This window comes from Streptomyces sp. XY431 (genome assembly GCF_001279805.1).
GTDB classification, from domain to species: Bacteria; Actinomycetota; Actinomycetes; order Streptomycetales; family Streptomycetaceae; genus Kitasatospora; species Kitasatospora purpeofusca.
In genome coordinates this window covers 1-16918 of the sequence record NZ_LGDO01000346.1, presented here as the reverse complement: position 1 = coordinate 16918, position 16918 = coordinate 1, and the positions used below count along the sequence as shown (strand labels likewise).

Annotated in this window: 15 protein-coding genes; 10 read left to right on the top strand and 5 right to left on the bottom strand. The window is 76.1% G+C overall.

The genetic code is table 11. The features are described from left to right. Window positions 1-170 precede the first annotated feature (170 nt). The 10 genes from ADK60_RS25325 (at window position 171) to ADK60_RS25280 (ending at window position 11472) form a co-directional block, all read left to right on the top strand. The gene (locus ADK60_RS25325) at window positions 171-992 is read left to right on the top strand and encodes an ABC transporter ATP-binding protein (protein ID WP_107094713.1); all 822 of its coding nucleotides are present in this window, start codon (window positions 171-173) and stop codon (window positions 990-992) included. Beyond that, on the top strand, window positions 989-2671 hold the full coding sequence (locus ADK60_RS25320) for a hypothetical protein (RefSeq protein ID WP_063783261.1): 1683 nt from the start codon (window positions 989-991) through the stop codon (window positions 2669-2671). The genes ADK60_RS25325 and ADK60_RS25320 overlap by 4 nt, the downstream gene beginning before the upstream one ends. 117 nt (window positions 2672-2788) lie before the next feature. Beyond that, window positions 2789-3529 carry an SIR2 family NAD-dependent protein deacylase gene (locus tag ADK60_RS25315; RefSeq protein ID WP_053649104.1) on the top strand — a complete coding sequence of 247 codons (741 nt, stop codon included), beginning with the start codon at window positions 2789-2791 and terminating at the stop codon, window positions 3527-3529. Between the two features lie 210 nt (window positions 3530-3739). Continuing rightward, window positions 3740-5137 carry a hypothetical protein gene (locus ADK60_RS25310; RefSeq protein WP_053649102.1) on the top strand — a complete coding sequence of 466 codons (1398 nt, stop codon included), beginning with the start codon at window positions 3740-3742 and terminating at the stop codon, window positions 5135-5137. Next, window positions 5134-5652, top strand: a complete 519-nt coding sequence (locus ADK60_RS25305) for a hypothetical protein (RefSeq protein WP_053649100.1) — start codon at window positions 5134-5136, stop codon at window positions 5650-5652. Before ADK60_RS25310 ends, ADK60_RS25305 begins: the two co-directional genes overlap by 4 nt. A 50-nt stretch (window positions 5653-5702) precedes the next feature. Continuing rightward, complete coding sequence (locus tag ADK60_RS25300; RefSeq protein WP_053649098.1) at window positions 5703-6362, top strand: vWA domain-containing protein; 660 nt, start codon at window positions 5703-5705, stop codon at window positions 6360-6362. A gap of 13 nt (window positions 6363-6375) precedes the next feature. After that, window positions 6376-7674: a protein phosphatase 2C domain-containing protein gene (locus tag ADK60_RS25295; RefSeq protein ID WP_053649096.1), complete on the top strand. Its 1299-nt coding sequence runs from the start codon at window positions 6376-6378 to the stop codon at window positions 7672-7674. After that, window positions 7671-8657 (top strand): hypothetical protein, encoded by a 987-nt coding sequence (locus tag ADK60_RS25290; RefSeq protein WP_053649094.1) that lies wholly within the window; start codon window positions 7671-7673, stop codon window positions 8655-8657. Before ADK60_RS25295 ends, ADK60_RS25290 begins: the two co-directional genes overlap by 4 nt. 89 nt (window positions 8658-8746) lie before the next feature. Continuing rightward, the gene (locus ADK60_RS25285; RefSeq protein WP_053649092.1) at window positions 8747-9961 is read left to right on the top strand and encodes a cytochrome P450; all 1215 of its coding nucleotides are present in this window, start codon (window positions 8747-8749) and stop codon (window positions 9959-9961) included. A gap of 203 nt (window positions 9962-10164) precedes the next feature. Beyond that, on the top strand, window positions 10165-11472 hold the full coding sequence (locus ADK60_RS25280) for a serpin family protein (protein WP_053649090.1): 1308 nt from the start codon (window positions 10165-10167) through the stop codon (window positions 11470-11472). Window positions 11473-11495: 23 nt separating this feature from the next. Here the strand turns inward: ADK60_RS25280 and ADK60_RS25275 are convergent, their stop codons facing one another. From ADK60_RS25275 to ADK60_RS25255, 5 genes are all read right to left on the bottom strand, one after another. Further along, window positions 11496-12602: an ADP-ribosylglycohydrolase family protein gene (locus ADK60_RS25275; protein WP_053649088.1), complete on the bottom strand. Its 1107-nt coding sequence runs from the start codon at window positions 12600-12602 to the stop codon at window positions 11496-11498. Between the two features lie 112 nt (window positions 12603-12714). After that, the gene (locus ADK60_RS25270; RefSeq protein ID WP_053649175.1) at window positions 12715-13977 is read right to left on the bottom strand and encodes a DUF2786 domain-containing protein; all 1263 of its coding nucleotides are present in this window, start codon (window positions 13975-13977) and stop codon (window positions 12715-12717) included. Between the two features lie 188 nt (window positions 13978-14165). Further along, on the bottom strand, window positions 14166-14780 hold the full coding sequence (locus ADK60_RS25265) for a hypothetical protein (protein ID WP_053649086.1): 615 nt from the start codon (window positions 14778-14780) through the stop codon (window positions 14166-14168). 182 nt (window positions 14781-14962) lie between these two features. Beyond that, on the bottom strand, window positions 14963-15583 hold the full coding sequence (locus ADK60_RS25260; protein ID WP_045937842.1) for a response regulator: 621 nt from the start codon (window positions 15581-15583) through the stop codon (window positions 14963-14965). 56 nt (window positions 15584-15639) lie between these two features. Continuing rightward, a complete protein-coding gene (locus ADK60_RS25255) occupies window positions 15640-16821 on the bottom strand; it encodes a sensor histidine kinase (RefSeq protein WP_063783260.1) in 1182 nt (393 codons plus the stop codon). Between the last annotated feature and the right edge of the window lie 97 nt (window positions 16822-16918).

Sequence of the window (16918 nt, the reverse complement as noted above, 5' to 3'; positions counted from 1 at the left end):
TTCCGCCGGTCCTCCCGCGCCGCACCGTTCACCCGTTTGGTCCCGACACACCTGGGGCATCGCCACAGGAGACAGGCCGGGCCGGGCGGTGGCAGGCTGTCGTCGGGCCCGTTTCGATCATGGAACGACCATCGGCCCGACCGCTCCGACCACCAGCAGAGAGAGCCGCCATGCAGGCCTCGGCGCCGCCGCCGTCCCCCGACCCGACCACCCCCGTGCCCCCGGCCGTGCCCTCCGCCGTGTCCATCCAGGGCCTGTGGAAGCACTTCGGGAGCCAGGCCGCCGTCGCCGGGCTCAGCCTGGAGCTGCCGACCGGGGCGTTCATCGGACTGGTCGGCCCGAACGGCGCCGGCAAGACCACCACGCTGTCGATGGTCACCGGCCTGCTCCGGCCCGACCAGGGGACCGTGCTCATCCACGGCGCCGACGTCTGGGCCGACCCGGTCACCGCCAAGGCCCGGATCGGCATCCTGCCCGAGGGCCTGCGCATGTTCGAGCGGCTCAGCGGCCGCGAGCTGCTCCAGTACAACGGCCGGCTGCGCGGACTGCCGGGCGCCGAGGTCGACCGCCGCGCCGAGGAGCTGCTCGCCGTCCTCGACCTCGCCGACCACGCCGACAAGCTGGTCGCCGACTACTCCACCGGCATGCGCAAGAAGATCGGCCTCGCCGCCGCCCTGCTGCACAACCCGGACGTGCTCTTCCTCGACGAGCCGTTCGAGGGCGTCGACCCGGTCTCCGCCCAGACCATCCGCGGTGTGCTCAAGCGGTACGCGGCGGCCGGCTCCACCGTCGTCTTCTCCAGCCATGTGATGGAGCTGGTCGAGCAGCTCTGCGACTGGGTCGCCGTCATCAGCGCCGGCCGGGTCATCGCCCAGGGCCCGCTCGACGCCGTCCGCGGCGGGCGCAGCCTGCACGAGGCGTTCCTGGACCTGATCGGCGTCCGCGAGGACGACGGCCGCTCGCTCGACTGGCTCGGCGGGGGCGAGCGGTGAGCTCCTCCCCCGCCCCGCTCCCGGCCCCGGCGCCGCTCCCGGCTGCCGCCCCGCTCCCGACGTCCGGGATCCCGGACGACCGGACGGTCGTCCGCACCCTGGTCTCGCTCAAGCTCCGGCTGCTGCGCAACGGACTGCGCCGCAGCCGCGGCCGCGCCGCCCTCTACGTGCTCGGCGCCGCCGTCGGCCTGCTGTTCGCGACCGGCATCGCCCTGCTGCTGACGATCCTCCACGACCACGTCGAGCACGGCGCCGCCGGTGACGCGGGCGTCGTCCTGGCCGGCGCGCTCACCCTCGGCTGGGCCGCGATCCCGCTGTTCCTCTTCACCAGCGACGAGAGCGCCGATCCCACCCGGCTCACCATGCTGCCGCTGCGGCCCGGACCGCTGCTGCGCGGCTCGGTGCTGGCCGCGCTGCTCGGCCCCGGACCGCTGATCAGCCTGGTGCTGCTCACCGGCGCCGCGCTGTCCGGCGCGCACGGCGCCGCCTCGGCGGTGGCCGGCGCGGTCGGGGTGCCGCTCGCGGTGCTCACCGTGGTGACGCTCTCCCGCGCGGTCGCCGCCGGCAACGCCCGGCTGCTGTCCAGCCGGCGCGGCAAGGACTTCGCCGTCTTCGGCGGCCTGCTCTTCGCGCTGCTGGCGCAGCTCGCCAACCTCGGCTCGCAGAGCGTCTTCGGCAAGGCCGGCGAGAACGGCGCCGACCTCGGCCCGCTGGCCCCCTTCGCCGCCGTGCTGCGCTGGATCCCGCCGGTGAGCGCCGTCGACGCGACCCGCACCGCGGGCGAGGGCCGGTGGCCGCTCGCGCTGCTCCAGCTCGCCGCGACCGCCGCGCTGCTCGCCCTGCTGCTGCGGTGGTGGCGCGCCAGCCTGCAGCAGCTGATGGTCACCGCGGACGCCTCGACGGTGGAGGTCGTCCGCGGCGTGCAGCGGGCGCGGCGCGGCCCGCGCTTCCTGCCGGAGGGCCGGACCGGCGCGGTGATGCAGCGCCACCTGCGCTACGCCTGGCGCGAGCCGCGGGCCAAGGCCGCCGTCTTCACCAGCATCGGGATGACGCTGGTGATCTGCGTGCTGTCGATCGTCCAGGGCTGGTCGACGGTCTACCTGGTGGCGATGACCGGGATGTTCCTCGGGCTGCAGATGCTCAACCTGTTCGGCATGGACGGCTCCGCGTTCTGGATGGTCGCGGCCACCCTGCTCACCCCGGCGGACGCCCGGGACGAGCTGCGCGGGCGGGCGTACGCCGTCCTCTCCTACGCCGTCCCGGTCACCCTGGTGCTCGCCCTGGTGCTGGCCGCCGCCACCGGCGACTGGTCCGGGCTGCCGGCCGCCGTCGGCGTCGCGTTCGCCCTGCTCGGCAGCGGCCTCGCGATCGGCGCCGTGCTCAGCGTGCTCGCGCCGTACACCATGCCCGCCGACAACAACCCGATGCGCAACGCCGCCCCGGGCCAGGGCGGGCTGGTGATGCTGAACAGCTTCGGCTCGATGTTCGGCAGCGCCCTCGTCGCCGCCCCGGTCGTCGGCTACCTGGTCTGGGCCCTCGCCACCGGCGCCGCCACCTGGCCGCTGCTGCTCGCCGGCCCCCTCTACGGCGCCGCCGTCGCCGCCCTCGGGCTGCGCCTCGCCGCCGGGCGGCTGCTGGAGCGCCTCCCGGAGATCCTCGCCAAGGCCGTCGAACGCTGACCCCGCCGGCGGCGGGGTGCCGGACCCGCGGAATCCGCCGGAGCCCGGCACCCGGCACCCCTGCCCCGGGCGGATTTTCGGTGGCGGGCGGTCGGCGGGGACCGTAGCGTCCCGGCCATGAACGCCAAGCGCCCGCTGATCGCCGTACTCACCGGCGCCGGGATCTCCACCGACTCCGGCATCCCCGACTACCGCGGCCCGAACGGCCTGTGGCAGCGCGACCCGGGCGCGCAGCGGCTGGTCACCGTCGGCCCGTACCTGTCCGATCCGGAGGTCCGCCGCGAGGCGTGGCGGATGCGGGCCGCGACCGGCGCGCTCGCCGCCGAGCCGAACGCCGGGCACCGGGCGCTGGTGGCGCTGGAGCGGTCCGGGCTGCCGCTGCGGATCCTCACCCAGAACGTCGACGGACTGCACCAGCGGGCCGGGCAGACCCCGCGCAAGGTGCTCGAACTCCACGGCACCGCAAGGGAAGTGCAGTGCGTGGACTGCCGCGCGACCGGCCCGATGGAAGAGGCCCTGGAGCGGGTCGCGGCGGGCGAGCCGGATCCGGCCTGCCGGGCCTGCGGCGGGATCCTGCGCCCGCGCACCGTGATGTTCGGCGAGCAGCTGGACACCGAGGTGCTCCGGCAGGCGGAGGCGATCAGCACGGCCTGCGAGCTGTTCATCGCCGTCGGCACCAGCCTGAAGGTCTACCCGGTGGCCGCGCTGCCGTACGACGCGGTGCGGGCCGGCGCCCGGCTGATCGTGGTGAACGGCGAGCCGACGCCGCTCGACGAGGCCGCCGAGGAGGTCGTCCGGGAGCCGATCTCGACCGCCCTGCCGGCCCTCGTGGAACGGCTGGTCGCCCGGGTCGGCTGACCGCCCGCGCACGCCGGGCGCGGCGCCGGAAAGGGTCGCGACCTTTCCGAACTGCCAAGTCCCGGTGGCCTGTTCTGCGCTACGCTGCCGCGCGGAGCGGCGTGGTCGGTTTCCGGCCACGGGGGGAGGCCGCGCGGGCGGGGCACGCCCGCGCGCCGCACCGGGGCACGGGCGTGCCCGCTCCGCGGCGGCGCGTACGAAGGAGCCCTCATGACCCCAGGCCAGCTGCTGGACCGCACCGCACTCGGGGGCGAACTGCGGGCGCTGGCCGACCGCCCCGGACTGGCGCACCGTCAGGAGGAGCTCCGCGAACTGGGTCTGGCGCTCTCCGGGGCCGGCGACCTGGACCGCTGGACCGAACTCGACCTGGTGCACAGCTTCGTCCGGCCGGAGAGCGTACGGGCCGCGGTCCGGCCCCGGCCCGCGCCGAGGTTCTGGTCCTGGGCCGAAGTGGCGCTCGGCGGGCTGGTGTTCGTCCCCCTGCTGGTCACCTGGGGCGGCCTGATGCAGGCCAGCAGCGCCTACCGGGCACTGATCGGCGCGGACCCCCGGCAGGCCGCGCGGCCCTTCCTCCAGCTCTGGCAGACCGGCTTCGAGGGCCGGCTGCCCGGCTGGGCCGGCTTCGGCGACATCGCGCGGTCCGCGACCGTGTTCATCGCGCTGCTGCTGGCCCTGTCCGTCGCGCACGGCCTGCGCCGGGCGGGCACCGAGCGCCGCGAGGCGGCGGCCGAGGCCGAGGCGGAGGACCTGCTGGCGGAGCTGGCGCCGCTGCTCACCCGGGCCCAGCTGGTGCTGAACGAGCGCCGCCGTTCGACGCCGCAGCGCTTCGCGGCCGAGCTCACCGGCGCGGCGGAGACCCTGGAACGGCTCGCCCGGCAGGCCGCCGACACCCAGCGCGAGCTGAGCGCGGCGGCGCTGGCCGTCGAACGCTCGGTCGCCGGGGCCGAGCAGCGGCTGGCCGAGGCGGGCGAGGCGGTGGACCCGCTGCGCCGGGCTGTCGACGGCGTGGAGAAGGCGGTCGACGGCATCGGCCGGGCCGTCGACGGCGTCGGCCGGGCGGTGAAGGACAGCGGGGACCGGCTCGCCGAGACCGTCCGGGACGGCGCGGCGGCCACCGACAGCCTGGTCCACCGGAGCGGCAGGCAGGCCGCCGACGCGGTCGACCTGGTCCGGCAGGCCACCGACCGGGTCGGCACCGGACTCGTGGACGCCGGGGAGCGGGTGGAGGACGCGGTGCGGGACCTCGCGGTCGCCCAGCGCGGCTTCACCACCGGCGCGGAGACCGTCGCGGACGTCGGCGGGCAGGTGCTGGAGCGGCTCGACGGCCTGGCGCGGGAGGTCGTGGCGATGGCGGACCGGGTCGCCGCCGCGGCCTCGGCGGCGACCGCGGCGGCGGCCCGGCTGGACGCGGCGGCCGACCGGCGGAGCGACGGGTCCCCGGGGATCGTGATGGTGAAGACCTCCGCCGGCCCAGGACCCGACGAGGGCGCCGCCCGCTCCCGGGGCACCGCCGCCGCCGGCGGTACGGGCGGCAGTACGGCCGGCGACCTGGACGACCGGACGCTGCTGGAGCTGGACGAGGTGCCGGTGCACGGGCAGGGCCGATGAGGGGCCGGTTCCGGACCGCGCGGCCCGGCCTCCGCGGCACCCACCTGGTCGGCTGGCTGTTCGCCGACATGCTGCTGGTGCTCGCCCTGGTCGCGATGGGCGACCAGGGCGACCCGGTGGCCGCCGAACGGGCCGCCGCGACGCCCACCGCCACCCCGAGCGCGAGCGCCACCGCGAGCGCCGCGCCGCTCCCCGCCCCCACCCCGACCGGGCCGCGCGGGGTCGAGCACGACCCGGTCACCGTCGACGTGACCGGGGACGCCGCGGACACGGCGGGCCTGGCCGCGCAGATCCGCACCGCCACCGAGCCGTACGCCGGACGGCAGGCCGCCGTGGTCCTCACCTTCGGCAGCAACCGCGACCCGGGCGCCGGCCAGGCCTACGCCCACACCGTCAACGGCCTGCTGGCGCAAGCCCGTCCGGAGATGTTCCGGGGCACCACCGCCCGGGACTTCATCTCGCTCGCGGACAACCCCCGGCACGCCTCGCTGGAGATCTACTTCTACACCGGCTGACCGCCACAGCGGCCGACCGCCGACGCCCTGCCGTTCGAAGGAGAAGTGCAGTGCAGATCCTCCCGTTCTACGCCGTCTGCGACGAGTCCTCGTCCATGACCCTGTACATCGACACCCTCAACAAGGCGCTGTTCGAGCTCCACCAGGAGATCAGCACCAACCCGACCGTCGCCGACAAGACCCGGTTCGGGCTGATCGGCTTCTCCACCGACGCCCACGAACTCCAGCCGCTGGTCGACCTGAGCGACCTCGAGGAGCTGCCGGCCCTGGAGGCCTCCGGCCTGACGTCCTTCGGCAGAGTCTTCGACCTGCTCGGCCGGGCGATCGAGCGGGACGTGAAGGAGCTGAAGGCGGAGGGCCACGACGTCTACCGTCCGGTGGTCTTCTTCCTCTCCGACGGCGAGCCGACCGACACCGACTGGGAGCAGCCCTACCAGGACCTGCTCGCCGCCGCGTTCCGGCCGCACATCATCGCCTTCGGCATCGGCCAGGCCGACCGGGCGGTGATCGCGCAGGTCGCGACCTTCAAGGCCTTCATGCAGGAGGACGGGAACGCCGATGTGGCGCCCGCGCTGCGGGAGTTCGCGGCCAGCCTGACCCGGTCGATCGTGCGCTCGGTGAGCGGGGCGACCGCCGCCGGCACCGGGATGAGCCTCCAGGTCGACGACCAGGTGTCCGGCTTCACCGCCGTCTCGCTCGACAAGCTCTGAGCCGGGCCGCCGGATGAATCCGCACGAGAGTCCGGCGCCGGGCGGCCAGGTGCCCGAGCCCGGGCCGGAACACGCGCCGACCCGCAAGAACGACCCGATCGAGGTCGCCGCCTCGGTCTACGAGGACTGGGACCTCAAGCCGCCGGGCCCCACGCCCGCGCCCACCGACGCCGTCGTGGGGCCCGTCGTCACCCCCGGGCGGGTGACGCCCGAGGACTTCCTGCCGCGGCCGATCGGCCAGGGCCCGGCAGCGGTCCGCGGGCCCTGGGCGGACCCGGTGTCGCCGCTCGGCGGCCCGGTCGAACCGGCCGCCGCCGCACCCCCGGCCGCACCTCCGGCCGGGACGGCCGCGCCCACCGGGAGCGCGCCCACCGGCGCCGACCCGGTCGTACGGCCGCCCTCGTTCCGCACCCCGGGACCGCTCGCCCACGTCGGCCGCAAGGCCCCCGCCTATCCCGCCGAACCGACCGACATCCCCACCGTCCGCGGCGGCGACCTCTACGGCGTCCTGCTGCCCGACACCGTCGTGGACGGCGGCCGGTTCGGCCGGGTCACCGTCCGGGCCGCCTCCGTCCGCGGCGACTCGCACCGCTACGCGGCCGAGTGCCGGCAGGACGCCGCCCTGGTCGTCCGGGCCGGCGGACTGCTGCTCGTCGCGGTCGCCGACGGCGTCGGCTCCCAGCCGCACTCCCACCACGGCTCCAACGGCATCGTCCGGCTGCTGGCCAAGCAGGTCCTGCCGCGGGCGGACACCCTGCTGGACCTGCTGCGGACCGGCGCCGCGGCGGACTTCACCGCCCTGACGAGCCGGCTCGTCGCCGCCGCGGCCGAGGAACTCGCGCAGGAGGCCGAACGGTTCGGACATCCGCCGAAGACCTGGTCGACCACCCTCCGGGCGCTGCTGGTACCGGCCGACCCGGAGGTCCCGACCCGGGGCTTCCTCGCGGTCGGCGACGGCGGACTGCTGCGCCTGCGCGAGGGCGGCTGGGAGAACCTGGACGCCGACGGGGACGGCGGCGACGGCGACGGCGCGGGCACCCTGATCAGCACCCGGACGGACTGCCTGCCTGAGGCGTACGAGCTCGTCCGGACCGCGCTGATCACCGACACCCGCCCCGGTGACGTGCTGGTGCTCTGCACCGACGGGCTGGCCCTCCCCCTGGTCAAGGAGCCCGAACTGCGGGAGTTCCTCGGCGGGCGCTGGGGCCGCGAGGTGCCCGGCCTGGCCGAGTTCCTCTGGCAGGCCCAGGTCCGGGTGCGCAGCTACGACGACGACCGCTCGGTCGTCTGCCTCTGGGAGGCGCCGGCATGACCGCCCCGGACATCGCCGGCGCGCTGGCCGGCGGCGCTGACCTCGGCCTCGCCCTGCTGCCCGCCGGCCCCGAGGCCGGCCGGGGCGGCCAGGGCCTGGTGCGGCGGCTGGACGGCGTCCCGGGCGTGCTGTTCAAGCGCTACCTGGAGCCCGGGCGGGTGCACGGCCCGGCCCTGGCCGAGCTGGTCGCGCTGCGGCTCGGCCTGCCCCCGGACGACCGGGACCGACTGGACGCGCAGACCGCCTGGCCGCTCTGCCGGGTGGTCGACGGCCCGCGCTGCGTCGGCTTCCTGATGCGCGAGGCACCCGCCTCGATGACCTGGCGGACGGCCTCCGGCGGGTCCAGGCTCACCGAGGCGCAGTACCTGCTCTACCCGGAGAAGCCCGCCACCCAGGGCGTCGTCCGCCCGGACCCGGAGCAGCGGCTCGCCCTGGTGCTGGAACTGCTGGGGCTGATCGACCGGCTGCACCGCCTGGGGCTGGTGATCGGCGACCTCTCGCACGCCAATGTGCTCTGGTCGGTGCGGCCCGGACCGGCGGTGCACCTGCTGGACTGCGACGGCATCCGCCGGGTCGGGGCGGCGCCGGTGCTGGAGCAGGCCGACACCCCCAACTGGTCCGACCCGCTCTCCCCGCACGGCAGCGCCGCCTCGGTGGACAGCGACCGCTACAAGGCGGCCCTGCTGATCGGCCGGATCCTGGCCCAGGACCCGTACCTGGCGCCGGGAGCGCCGTTCGATCCGCTGCCCGGGGTGCTGACGGAACGGCAGCTGGGCCTGGCCCGCCGGGTCTGGGAACAGGCCGGCGGACCGTACGGGAGCCGGCCGGACCCGACCGCCTGGCTGCTGGCGCTCGGCGGCCGGGGCAGCATCCCGCTCGCCCCGGCCGGTACTCCGGTGCCGCGGCCGTCCCGGCCGGTCGACGCGCGGCTGTTCGACGGCCGGGCGCCCCGGGGCAGCATCCGGCTGCGGCGGCCGGACTGACGGCAGGTCCTCCGCCCCTGGGGGCCGGACGGAGCGCGTGCGTACGATGATCCTTCCGGCTCCCCCTCACGGCCTGGAGTGATCGACCGATGACGACGACGGTGAAGTTCGACCCCTGGTCCGCGGCGTTCGTGGCCCACCCCTACGACGCGTACGCCGAACTGCGCGCCCAGGGTCCGGCGACGTACTTCGAAGCCACCGACCAGTGGCTGGTCCCGCGCTACGCCGACGTCGGCGCACTGCTGCGGGACCGCCGCCTCGGCCGCACCTACACCCACCGGTTCAGCCACCAGGAGTTCGGCCGGCCCGAACCCGACCCGGCGCACGAGCCGTTCCACACCCTCAACGACAACGGCCTGCTCGACCTGGAGGCCCCGGACCACACCCGGATCCGCCGCCTGGTCTCCAAGGCCTTCACCCCGCGCATGGTCGAGGGCCTGCGCCCGACCGTGCGACGCCTGGCCGGCGAACTCGTCGACGACCTGCTCGCGGCCGGCGGCGGCGACCTGATCGCCGCCGTCGCCGAGCCGCTGCCGGTCGCGGTGATCGCGGAGATGCTCGGCGTCCCGGAGTCCGACCGGCACCTGCTGCGCCCCTGGTCCGCCGACATCACCGGGATGTTCGAACTCAACCCGACCGAGGAGACCGCCCGCCGGGCCGTCACCGCGAGCACCGAGTTCTCCGACTACCTCCGCGCCCTGATCCGCGACCGCCGCACCGCCCCCGGCACCGACCTGATCAGCGCGCTGATCCAGGCCCAGGAGGGCTCCGACGCGCTCACCGAGCAGGAGATGGTCTCCACCTGCGTCCTGCTGCTCAACGCCGGCCACGAGGCCACCGTCAACACCACCGGCAACGGCTGGTGGGCGCTGTTCCGCAACCCCGCCGAACTCGCCCGGCTGCGCGCCGACGTGGACGGGCTGCTGCCCACCGCCGTCGAGGAGCTGATGCGCTGGGACACCCCGCTGCAGATGTTCGAGCGCTGGGTGCTGGAGGACATCGAGATCGGCGGCGTGACCGTCCCCCGCGGCGCCGAGATCGCCCTGCTCTTCGGCTCCGCCAACCGCGACCCCGAGCGCTTCGCCGCCCCCGACCGCCTCGACCTCGGCCGCACCGACAACCCGCACATCACCTTCGGCGCCGGAATCCACTTCTGTCTCGGCGCCCCCCTTGCCAGACTGGAGCTCACCGAGTCCTACGGCACCCTGCTCCGCCGCGCCCCGGACCTGCGCCTGGTCCGCGAGCCCGAGTGGCGCCCGGGCTACGTGATCCGCGGGCTGGAGGAACTGCTGGTCGAGGTGTGACGGAAGAGGGATCCGGTGCGCTCCGGGACCGACCGCCGCTCATCGAGCCCCCCGGTCGGTCCGGTCGTCCCACTGTTCGCGCGACGGCGAACGATCATGGCGCTGCGGCCCTCCCGGCGGGAACCGGGTCCGGGTGGGCCGCGTCGAACCGGCACCGAGGCGCGGGCACCGGCCCGTGCCAGGACCCAGGGGCGAGGTCAGCCATGTCCGCCACGACCGTCCGCACCCGCCGCCCGGCGGTGCTCCTGCTCTGCTGCGCGGCCCTGCTCACCGCCTGCGGCTCCACCGGCGGCGGGACCGGGGTGGTCCGGGCCGAACCCGCCTCGCTGCCACCCGCGGACCCGGCGGCGGTCGCCGCCACCGCGACGGCGACCGCCGCGTTCGGGCTCGACCTGTTGCACACCCTCACCGCGGATCCCGGCGCGGCCGACCGCAATCTGGTGCTGTCGCCGTCCGGCCTGGCGACCGTCCTCGCGATGGTGCTGCCCGGGGCCCGGGGCGCCACCGCCGAGCAGTTGGCCAAGGCCCTGCACACCGGGCTCTCCCCCGAGCAGTACGCGCTCGCCACCGGCGCCCTGAACCGCGCCGCCGCGCCGGGCGGCAAGGGCGGGGCCGTCCTGCGGCGCTCCGACGACCTCTGGGCCCAGCGCGACTTCCCGCTCGACCCGCACTACCTCGGGGTGCTGGCCGCCGGCTTCGGCACCGGTGTGCGCACCGCCGACTTCCGCAAGGACCCGGAGGGGGCCAGGAAGGCCGTCAACGGCGTCGTCGAGAAGGCCACCGAGGGCCGGATCAAGGACCTCTTCGCCGAGGGGCAGATCAATCCGGACACCCGGCTCGCGCTCACCGACGCGCTGTACCTCAAGGCCGACTGGGCCCGCCCGTTCAAGGCCGGGCGGACCACCGGCCTGCCGTTCCACCGCCTCGACGGCTCCGAGGCGCTGGTGCCGACCATGGCCGGCAACGAGTCGCTGCGCTACGCCGAGGGCTCCGGCGGCATCCTCGGCGAGCCCTGGCAGGCCGTCGAACTCCCCTACGCGGGAAGCACCCTGGCGATGGACCTGATCGTGCCCGCGCAGGGCGGCTTCACGGCGTTCCGCCAGGGGCTGGACCAGGCGCAGCTGGACCTCGTGCTGGGCGCGCTCGCCGAGCGGACGGTCGACCTCACCCTGCCGAAGTTCCGCTTCGGCAGCGGGGGCGAGCTCTCGCCCGTGCTGAAGGCCCTCGGCGTCACCGCCGCGTTCGAGGACGCCGACCTCTCCGGCATCCCGGGGCCGGGCGCCGCCGAGCAGCTCCGGATCGGCCCGGTGGTGCAGAAGGCCACCGTCCAGGTCGACGAGCAGGGCACGGTCGCGGCGGCCGGCAGCGGCGTCGGGGTGGAGGCGGTGGGCGCGCCGGCGCCGCGGGACCCGGCCCGGCTGCACATCGACCGGCCGTTCCTGTTCCTGGTCCGGGACACCGCGACCGGGCTGCCGCTCTTCCTCGGCCAGGTCACCGACCCCGCGGCATAGCGGACGGACGGGCGAACGAACGGTCAGACCGGGTAGCGGTCCCCGAGCGCCGGATGGCCCGGCTCCCGGCTGCCGAACAGCACCAGCAGGTCGTCCGCCGTCCGCAGCAGCGTCTCCCGGCCCTCCACCGCCTCGGTCCAGTCGGCCGGCAGCCCCGAGGCGCCGTACGCGGCGCCGACCAGATTGCCGCAGACCGCGCCGGTCGAGTCGCTGTCCCCGGAGTGGTTCACCGACAGCAGCAGCGCCGCCCGGGCCGGCTCGGCGCCTTCGGCCCCCGCCAGCAGGCAGTACACCGCGATCGCCAGGCACTCCTCGGCGATCCAGCCGAGGCCGACCCGCTCCACCGCCTCCGCCGACGGCCCGGACTCCTGGGCCACCCGCACCGCCCGGGCCAGCGCCTGCACGGTCTCCTTCGAAGCCGGCCACTCCCGGGTCTGCTCCACCGTCTCGCCGACCGCCGCCCAGGGCTCCGTCCCGGCCGCCAGCCGCTCCACCAGCGCCGCGAAGGCGCCCGCCGCGAGGTAGCCGGTCGGGTGCCCGTGGGTCAGCTGCGCGCACTGCGCGGCCAGCCCGAACGCCTGCTCCACCCCCAGCCGCCCGAGACCGAACGGGGCCGAGCGCATCACCGTGCCGCAGCCCTTGGAGTGCGCGTTGATCGGTCCCGGCTGCCCCAGCGCCACCGGCGCCTCGAACACCGGGTGGTACTGCACCCCGGTCAGGCAGGCGTTGCCGGGCGCCCGCCGCGCGTACAGGAACGGCTCGCGCAGCAGCCAGCCGTCGTACGGGTGGGGCAGCGGCTTGCGGTCGGGTGCGCCCTGCTGCTGGGTGAGCAGCCACCGCCGGTACGCGCCGTGCACGGCCTCCGGCACCGAACCACCGCCGCCGGACCAGCCCCGGACGAAGCCGCGGATCAGGCCCTCGGCGGTGAAGAGCGTCATCTGGGTGTCGTCGGTGACCTCGGCGACCAGCCCGCCGCCCGGCAGGCCGGTCACCCCGTCCGGCCCGAAGCGCTCCCGGATCTGGTCCAGCCGCTGGAACTCCACCGGCCAGCCCAGCGCGTCGCCGACCGCCCCGCCGAGCAGGGCGCCGCGCACCCGGTCCCGGTAGCCGGTCTCCGTAGTCGTGTTCACACTGCCCGCCCCTCGTCGGTCCCCGTGCCCTGTTGTACCAGGCGCCCCGGTCCCGGCCGAGGCTCCCCGCCGGGCGAACCGCCCCGGGGTCGGCCGCGGGGGCGGCCCGGGGTCAGCCGCGGATCTCCCCCGAACGGCCGCGCAGGGACGCCCGGTCCGCCGCCGCCCGGCCCGCCGCCCAGCCCTCGCCGTCGCTCACCCGCACCCGCTGCGACACCAGCTTGGGGAACATCCGGCCGACCTCGTGGTCCACCGCCTCGGTGCGCGCCTTCAGGGCCGGCAGCAGCCGCTCGTCCGGGACCAGCTGCTCCGCCGTGCCGTCCTCGCGCAGGTGCCGGCCGGCCGCCGCGTCACTGGTCGTCCGCTCGGTCGCCTCGGTCAGCCGCTCCCGGATCCGCGCCGCGTACGCGACCAGGAAGGACTGCCGGAACGCCTTGGTCCGGGAGGCCCCGTCCAGGTGCTGCCGGGCCCCGGCCTGCTGCATCGCGTGGGTGGCCTGCACCAGCAGCGAGGTGTACAGCAGCTCGACGCCGTCGAGGTCGGCGTCGAAGCCGATCACGGTGCAGAAGCCGAACTCCTTGGCCCACACCACCCGGCAGCGGTTGGCCGCCGCCACGGCGTCCAGCAGCATCGTCTTGGGGCCCTCGTACGGGTTGTCCACCCCGATCCGCAACGCGCCCGGGGCGTGCGGGTCGGCACCCTCGACGGCGAGCAGCGCCTCGTCGATGCTGTGCTGGGCCATCAGCTGCTGGGCCTTGGCGGTCAGCGCCTCGGCCTCCTCGGGGAAGTCGGTGGACTCGGCCTTCGCCAGCAGTGCGCGGATCCGCGACAGCATCCGGGGCTCGCCCGCCACCGGGCCGCGCGGCCGCTGCTGCGCAGCCTGCGCCGTGTGCGCCGAGCGCCCCGGGGCGGGGCCGACCGGGGCGATCGGCGGCAGCCGGCCCCAGCTGCGCAGCAGCTCCAGCAGTACGGTGGCCAGCGCGAAGCGGTCCAGCCGGTGCCGGTGGGCGAAGCCGGACAGGTACGCCTCGTCGGAGGGCCACCAGACCTCCGCCTCCAGCTCCCGCAGCTGCTCGTGCCAGCGGCGGTCGAGCGCGGCGGCCGGGTGGCGCCGCCCCTCGGCGGCGATGAGGTCCACGGCGAGCGCCAGGTGCACCGGCTTCAGTTCGCGCCGCACCACCCGCACCAGGTCCGCCGGGCGCCAGCCGGCCGACCAGCACCGGCCGACCGCGGTGTCGGCGTGGCCCAGCGCCGCCCGGCTCACCGACGGCCACAACCCGGCGGAGGCCGCCAGCAGTGAGGCGCCGGTGTCCAGCGCGAGGTCCAGCCCCTCCTCGGGGGCCGTCACCACCCCGCGCACCGCCGTGTCCAGCAGCACCCCGACGTCCCCGCCCCCGCCGTTGCCACTCTGTCCACGCCTGCCCACGCCTACCTCGTCCCACGAACGGTCCCGTGCATCTCCCGCCCATGATGCCGGACCGCCCCGCCGGACGTCGGCTCTCCGGCCCGGGCACCCGTGCCCCGGGGCGCCGCCGCTCGGGCCGCTCGGACCGCTCAGGCCGCTCAGGCCGCGACCGGACGGCCGACCCCCGGCCCGAACCCGGCCAGCGGGGCCAGCGCCACCAGCTGGCAGACCGCCGCGAGCGGCAGGAACGCCAGGTCCGCCGCCGTCAGCACGGTCCCGACGGCCACCAGCACCGGACTCCACCACCGCAGCACCCGCCCGGCCCCGACCGAGGCGCCCACCAGCAGCGCCAGCAGCCCCAGGTGGAACAGCAGCGGGAGCACCGAGTAGAAGACCGGCTCGACGCCCGGCCGGCTCTGCACCGCCTCGAACAGGCGGTGCTGGTCCGCCTTGTCCACCGCCACCGCGCCGACGTACAGGTCGATCCCGATCTGCCCCAGCGAGGCGGCGAGCCCGGTGAACGCCGCGCCCAGCGCCACCCGGCCGGCCACCCGGGCCGCGGGCGTCCGGCGCGGGCCGGGGGCCCGCTCCAGCGCCACCAGCAGCGGGGCGAACAGCAGCAGGGCCAGCAGCAGCAGGCTGTGACCGACCAGCCAGCCGGGGCCGGGGGCGCGCGATCCGTCCAGCAGCCGGATGCCGCCGTACAGCCCCGCCAGCACGGGGGCGGCGACAACGGCGACGGTGGTGAGGCGGGCGGGCGGCACGGTGTTCACGGGGCACTCCTGACGAGGTGGGGTCCACCGGCCCGGCCGGCGGCTCCGGCGACGGCCGGCACCACGGATCCTGTCCGCCGGGGCCCTCGTCGCGGATCGCCCGCACCGGCGAACCCGGCGGCTCCCCCGCGCGAGGGAGGACACCCCGCACCCGGCTCCCCCGCCGACCGCCGTCCCCGCACTCAGCCCTCGCCGGCCACCACCGCGCCCGCCTCGTAGGCGAACACCACCGCGTGCACCCGGTCCCGCAGCCCCAGCTTGGCCAGCACATTGCTGACATGGGTCTTCACCGTGTGCTCGCTCACCACCAGCTCGGCGGCGATCTCGGCGTTGGACAGCCCCCGGGCGAGCAGCACCAGCGTCTCCCGCTCGCGCGCGGTCAGCTGCTCCAGCAGCCGGGACGGCGGCCGCGCCGGGCGCTCGCCGGAGCCGGGACGCCGGGCGGCGAACTCGCCGATCAGCCGGCGGGTCACCGAGGGCGCCAGCAGCGCGTCCCCGGAGGCCACCATCCGGACGCCGTGCGCCAGGTCGTCGCGGCGGACGTCCTTGAGCAGGAAGCCGCTGGCCCCCGCGTACAGCGCGTCGAAGACGTAGTCGTCGATGTCGAAGGTGGTCAGCATGATCACCTTGGTCTCCGGGTACTCGGCGCACACCCGGCGGGCCGCCTCCAGACCGTCCATGACCGGCATCCGGACGTCCAGCAGCAGCACGTCCGGGGCGTGCGCGCGGACCGCCTCGACCGCCTCGGCCCCGTCCGCCGCCTCGGCGACCACCTCGATGTCCGGCTGCGCGTCCAGGATCATCCCGAACCCGGCCCGCACCAGCTCCTGGTCGTCCGCGACGACCACCCTGATCGGCTTCACGCCCCCACCCCCTCCTCCCGGCCCAGCGGCAGCCGGGCGCTCACCAGGAACCCCCGGCCCTCCGGCCCGGGACCGGCCTCCGCCCGGCCGCCGCAGGCCGCCGCCCGCTCCCGGATGCCGACCAGCCCCCGGCCGCCGGAGAGGCCGCCCGCCGTGCGGTCCGGCCGCAGCCGCACCCCGCGCCCGTCGTCGGACACCAGCACCACCAGTTCCGTCCCCTCCCGGACCACCCGGATCTCGATCCGGGCGGCGTCCGCGTGCTTGACCGTGTTGGTCAGCGCCTCCTGCACGATCCGGTAGCCGGCCGCCTCGACGTCGGCGGGCAGCGGTCCGGCCGGATCGTCGACCTCCAGCTCGACCCGCACCCCGGTGCGGCGCACCCGCTCGGCCAGCGCGGGCAGTTCGGCCAACCGGGGCTGCGGGGCCAGCTCCGGCACCGCGCCGTCCTCCTTCAGCACCCCCAGGACCCGCCGCAGTTGGACCATGGCGTCCCGCCCGGAGTCGGCGATGGTGTCGAAGACCTTGACCGCCCGCTCCGGGTCGCCGCGGACCACCAGCGGCCCCGCCTCCGCCTGGATCACCATCAGCGAGACGGCGTGCGCCAGGATGTCGTGCATCTCCCGCGCGATCCGGGCGCGTTCCTCGGCCACCGCGCGGGCGGCGTCACTGGCCGCCCGCCGGCCGGCCTCCCGGGCCCGCTCCGCCTCCACCGCCGCCAGCCGGCGCAGCTCCCGCACCAGGCAGCCGAAGACGAACGCCCCGACCGAGGTCAGCAGCGAGAACAGCGCGCCGTTCGGCGAGCGGGTGCCCACCACATTGGCGACCACGGTCACCGCCAGCACCGTCCAGCGCTGCCGCTCCCCGGCCCGGTCGGCCACCGTGTAGAGCGCGATCACCGCGTACAGCGGCAGTTGCGGCATCGCCGAGTGGGCGAGCACCGAGAGCACCGCCGACAGCCCGCCGCTGAGCGCCAGCACGGTGACCGGCGCCCGCCGCCGCCAGGGCAGCGGCAGGGCCGTCCCGAACGCCAGCAGGTAGACCCACCAGTCCCAGGCGGTGTCGTCGTGGTACACCGACCAGAGCGAGATCGCCGCCGAGCCCACCGCCAGCAGGCCGTCGACGACGTACGGGTCGACCCCGGTCACCCGGGCGCGCCACCGCCCCACTCGTTCCGTCACAGCCTCTCCCCCGTACGCGGGGAACCCGTCCCCGCCCAGAAGATCATGCCCGACCGGCAGCGCGGTGGGCAGTCCCTCCGCGGCCCCCGCCCCGGCC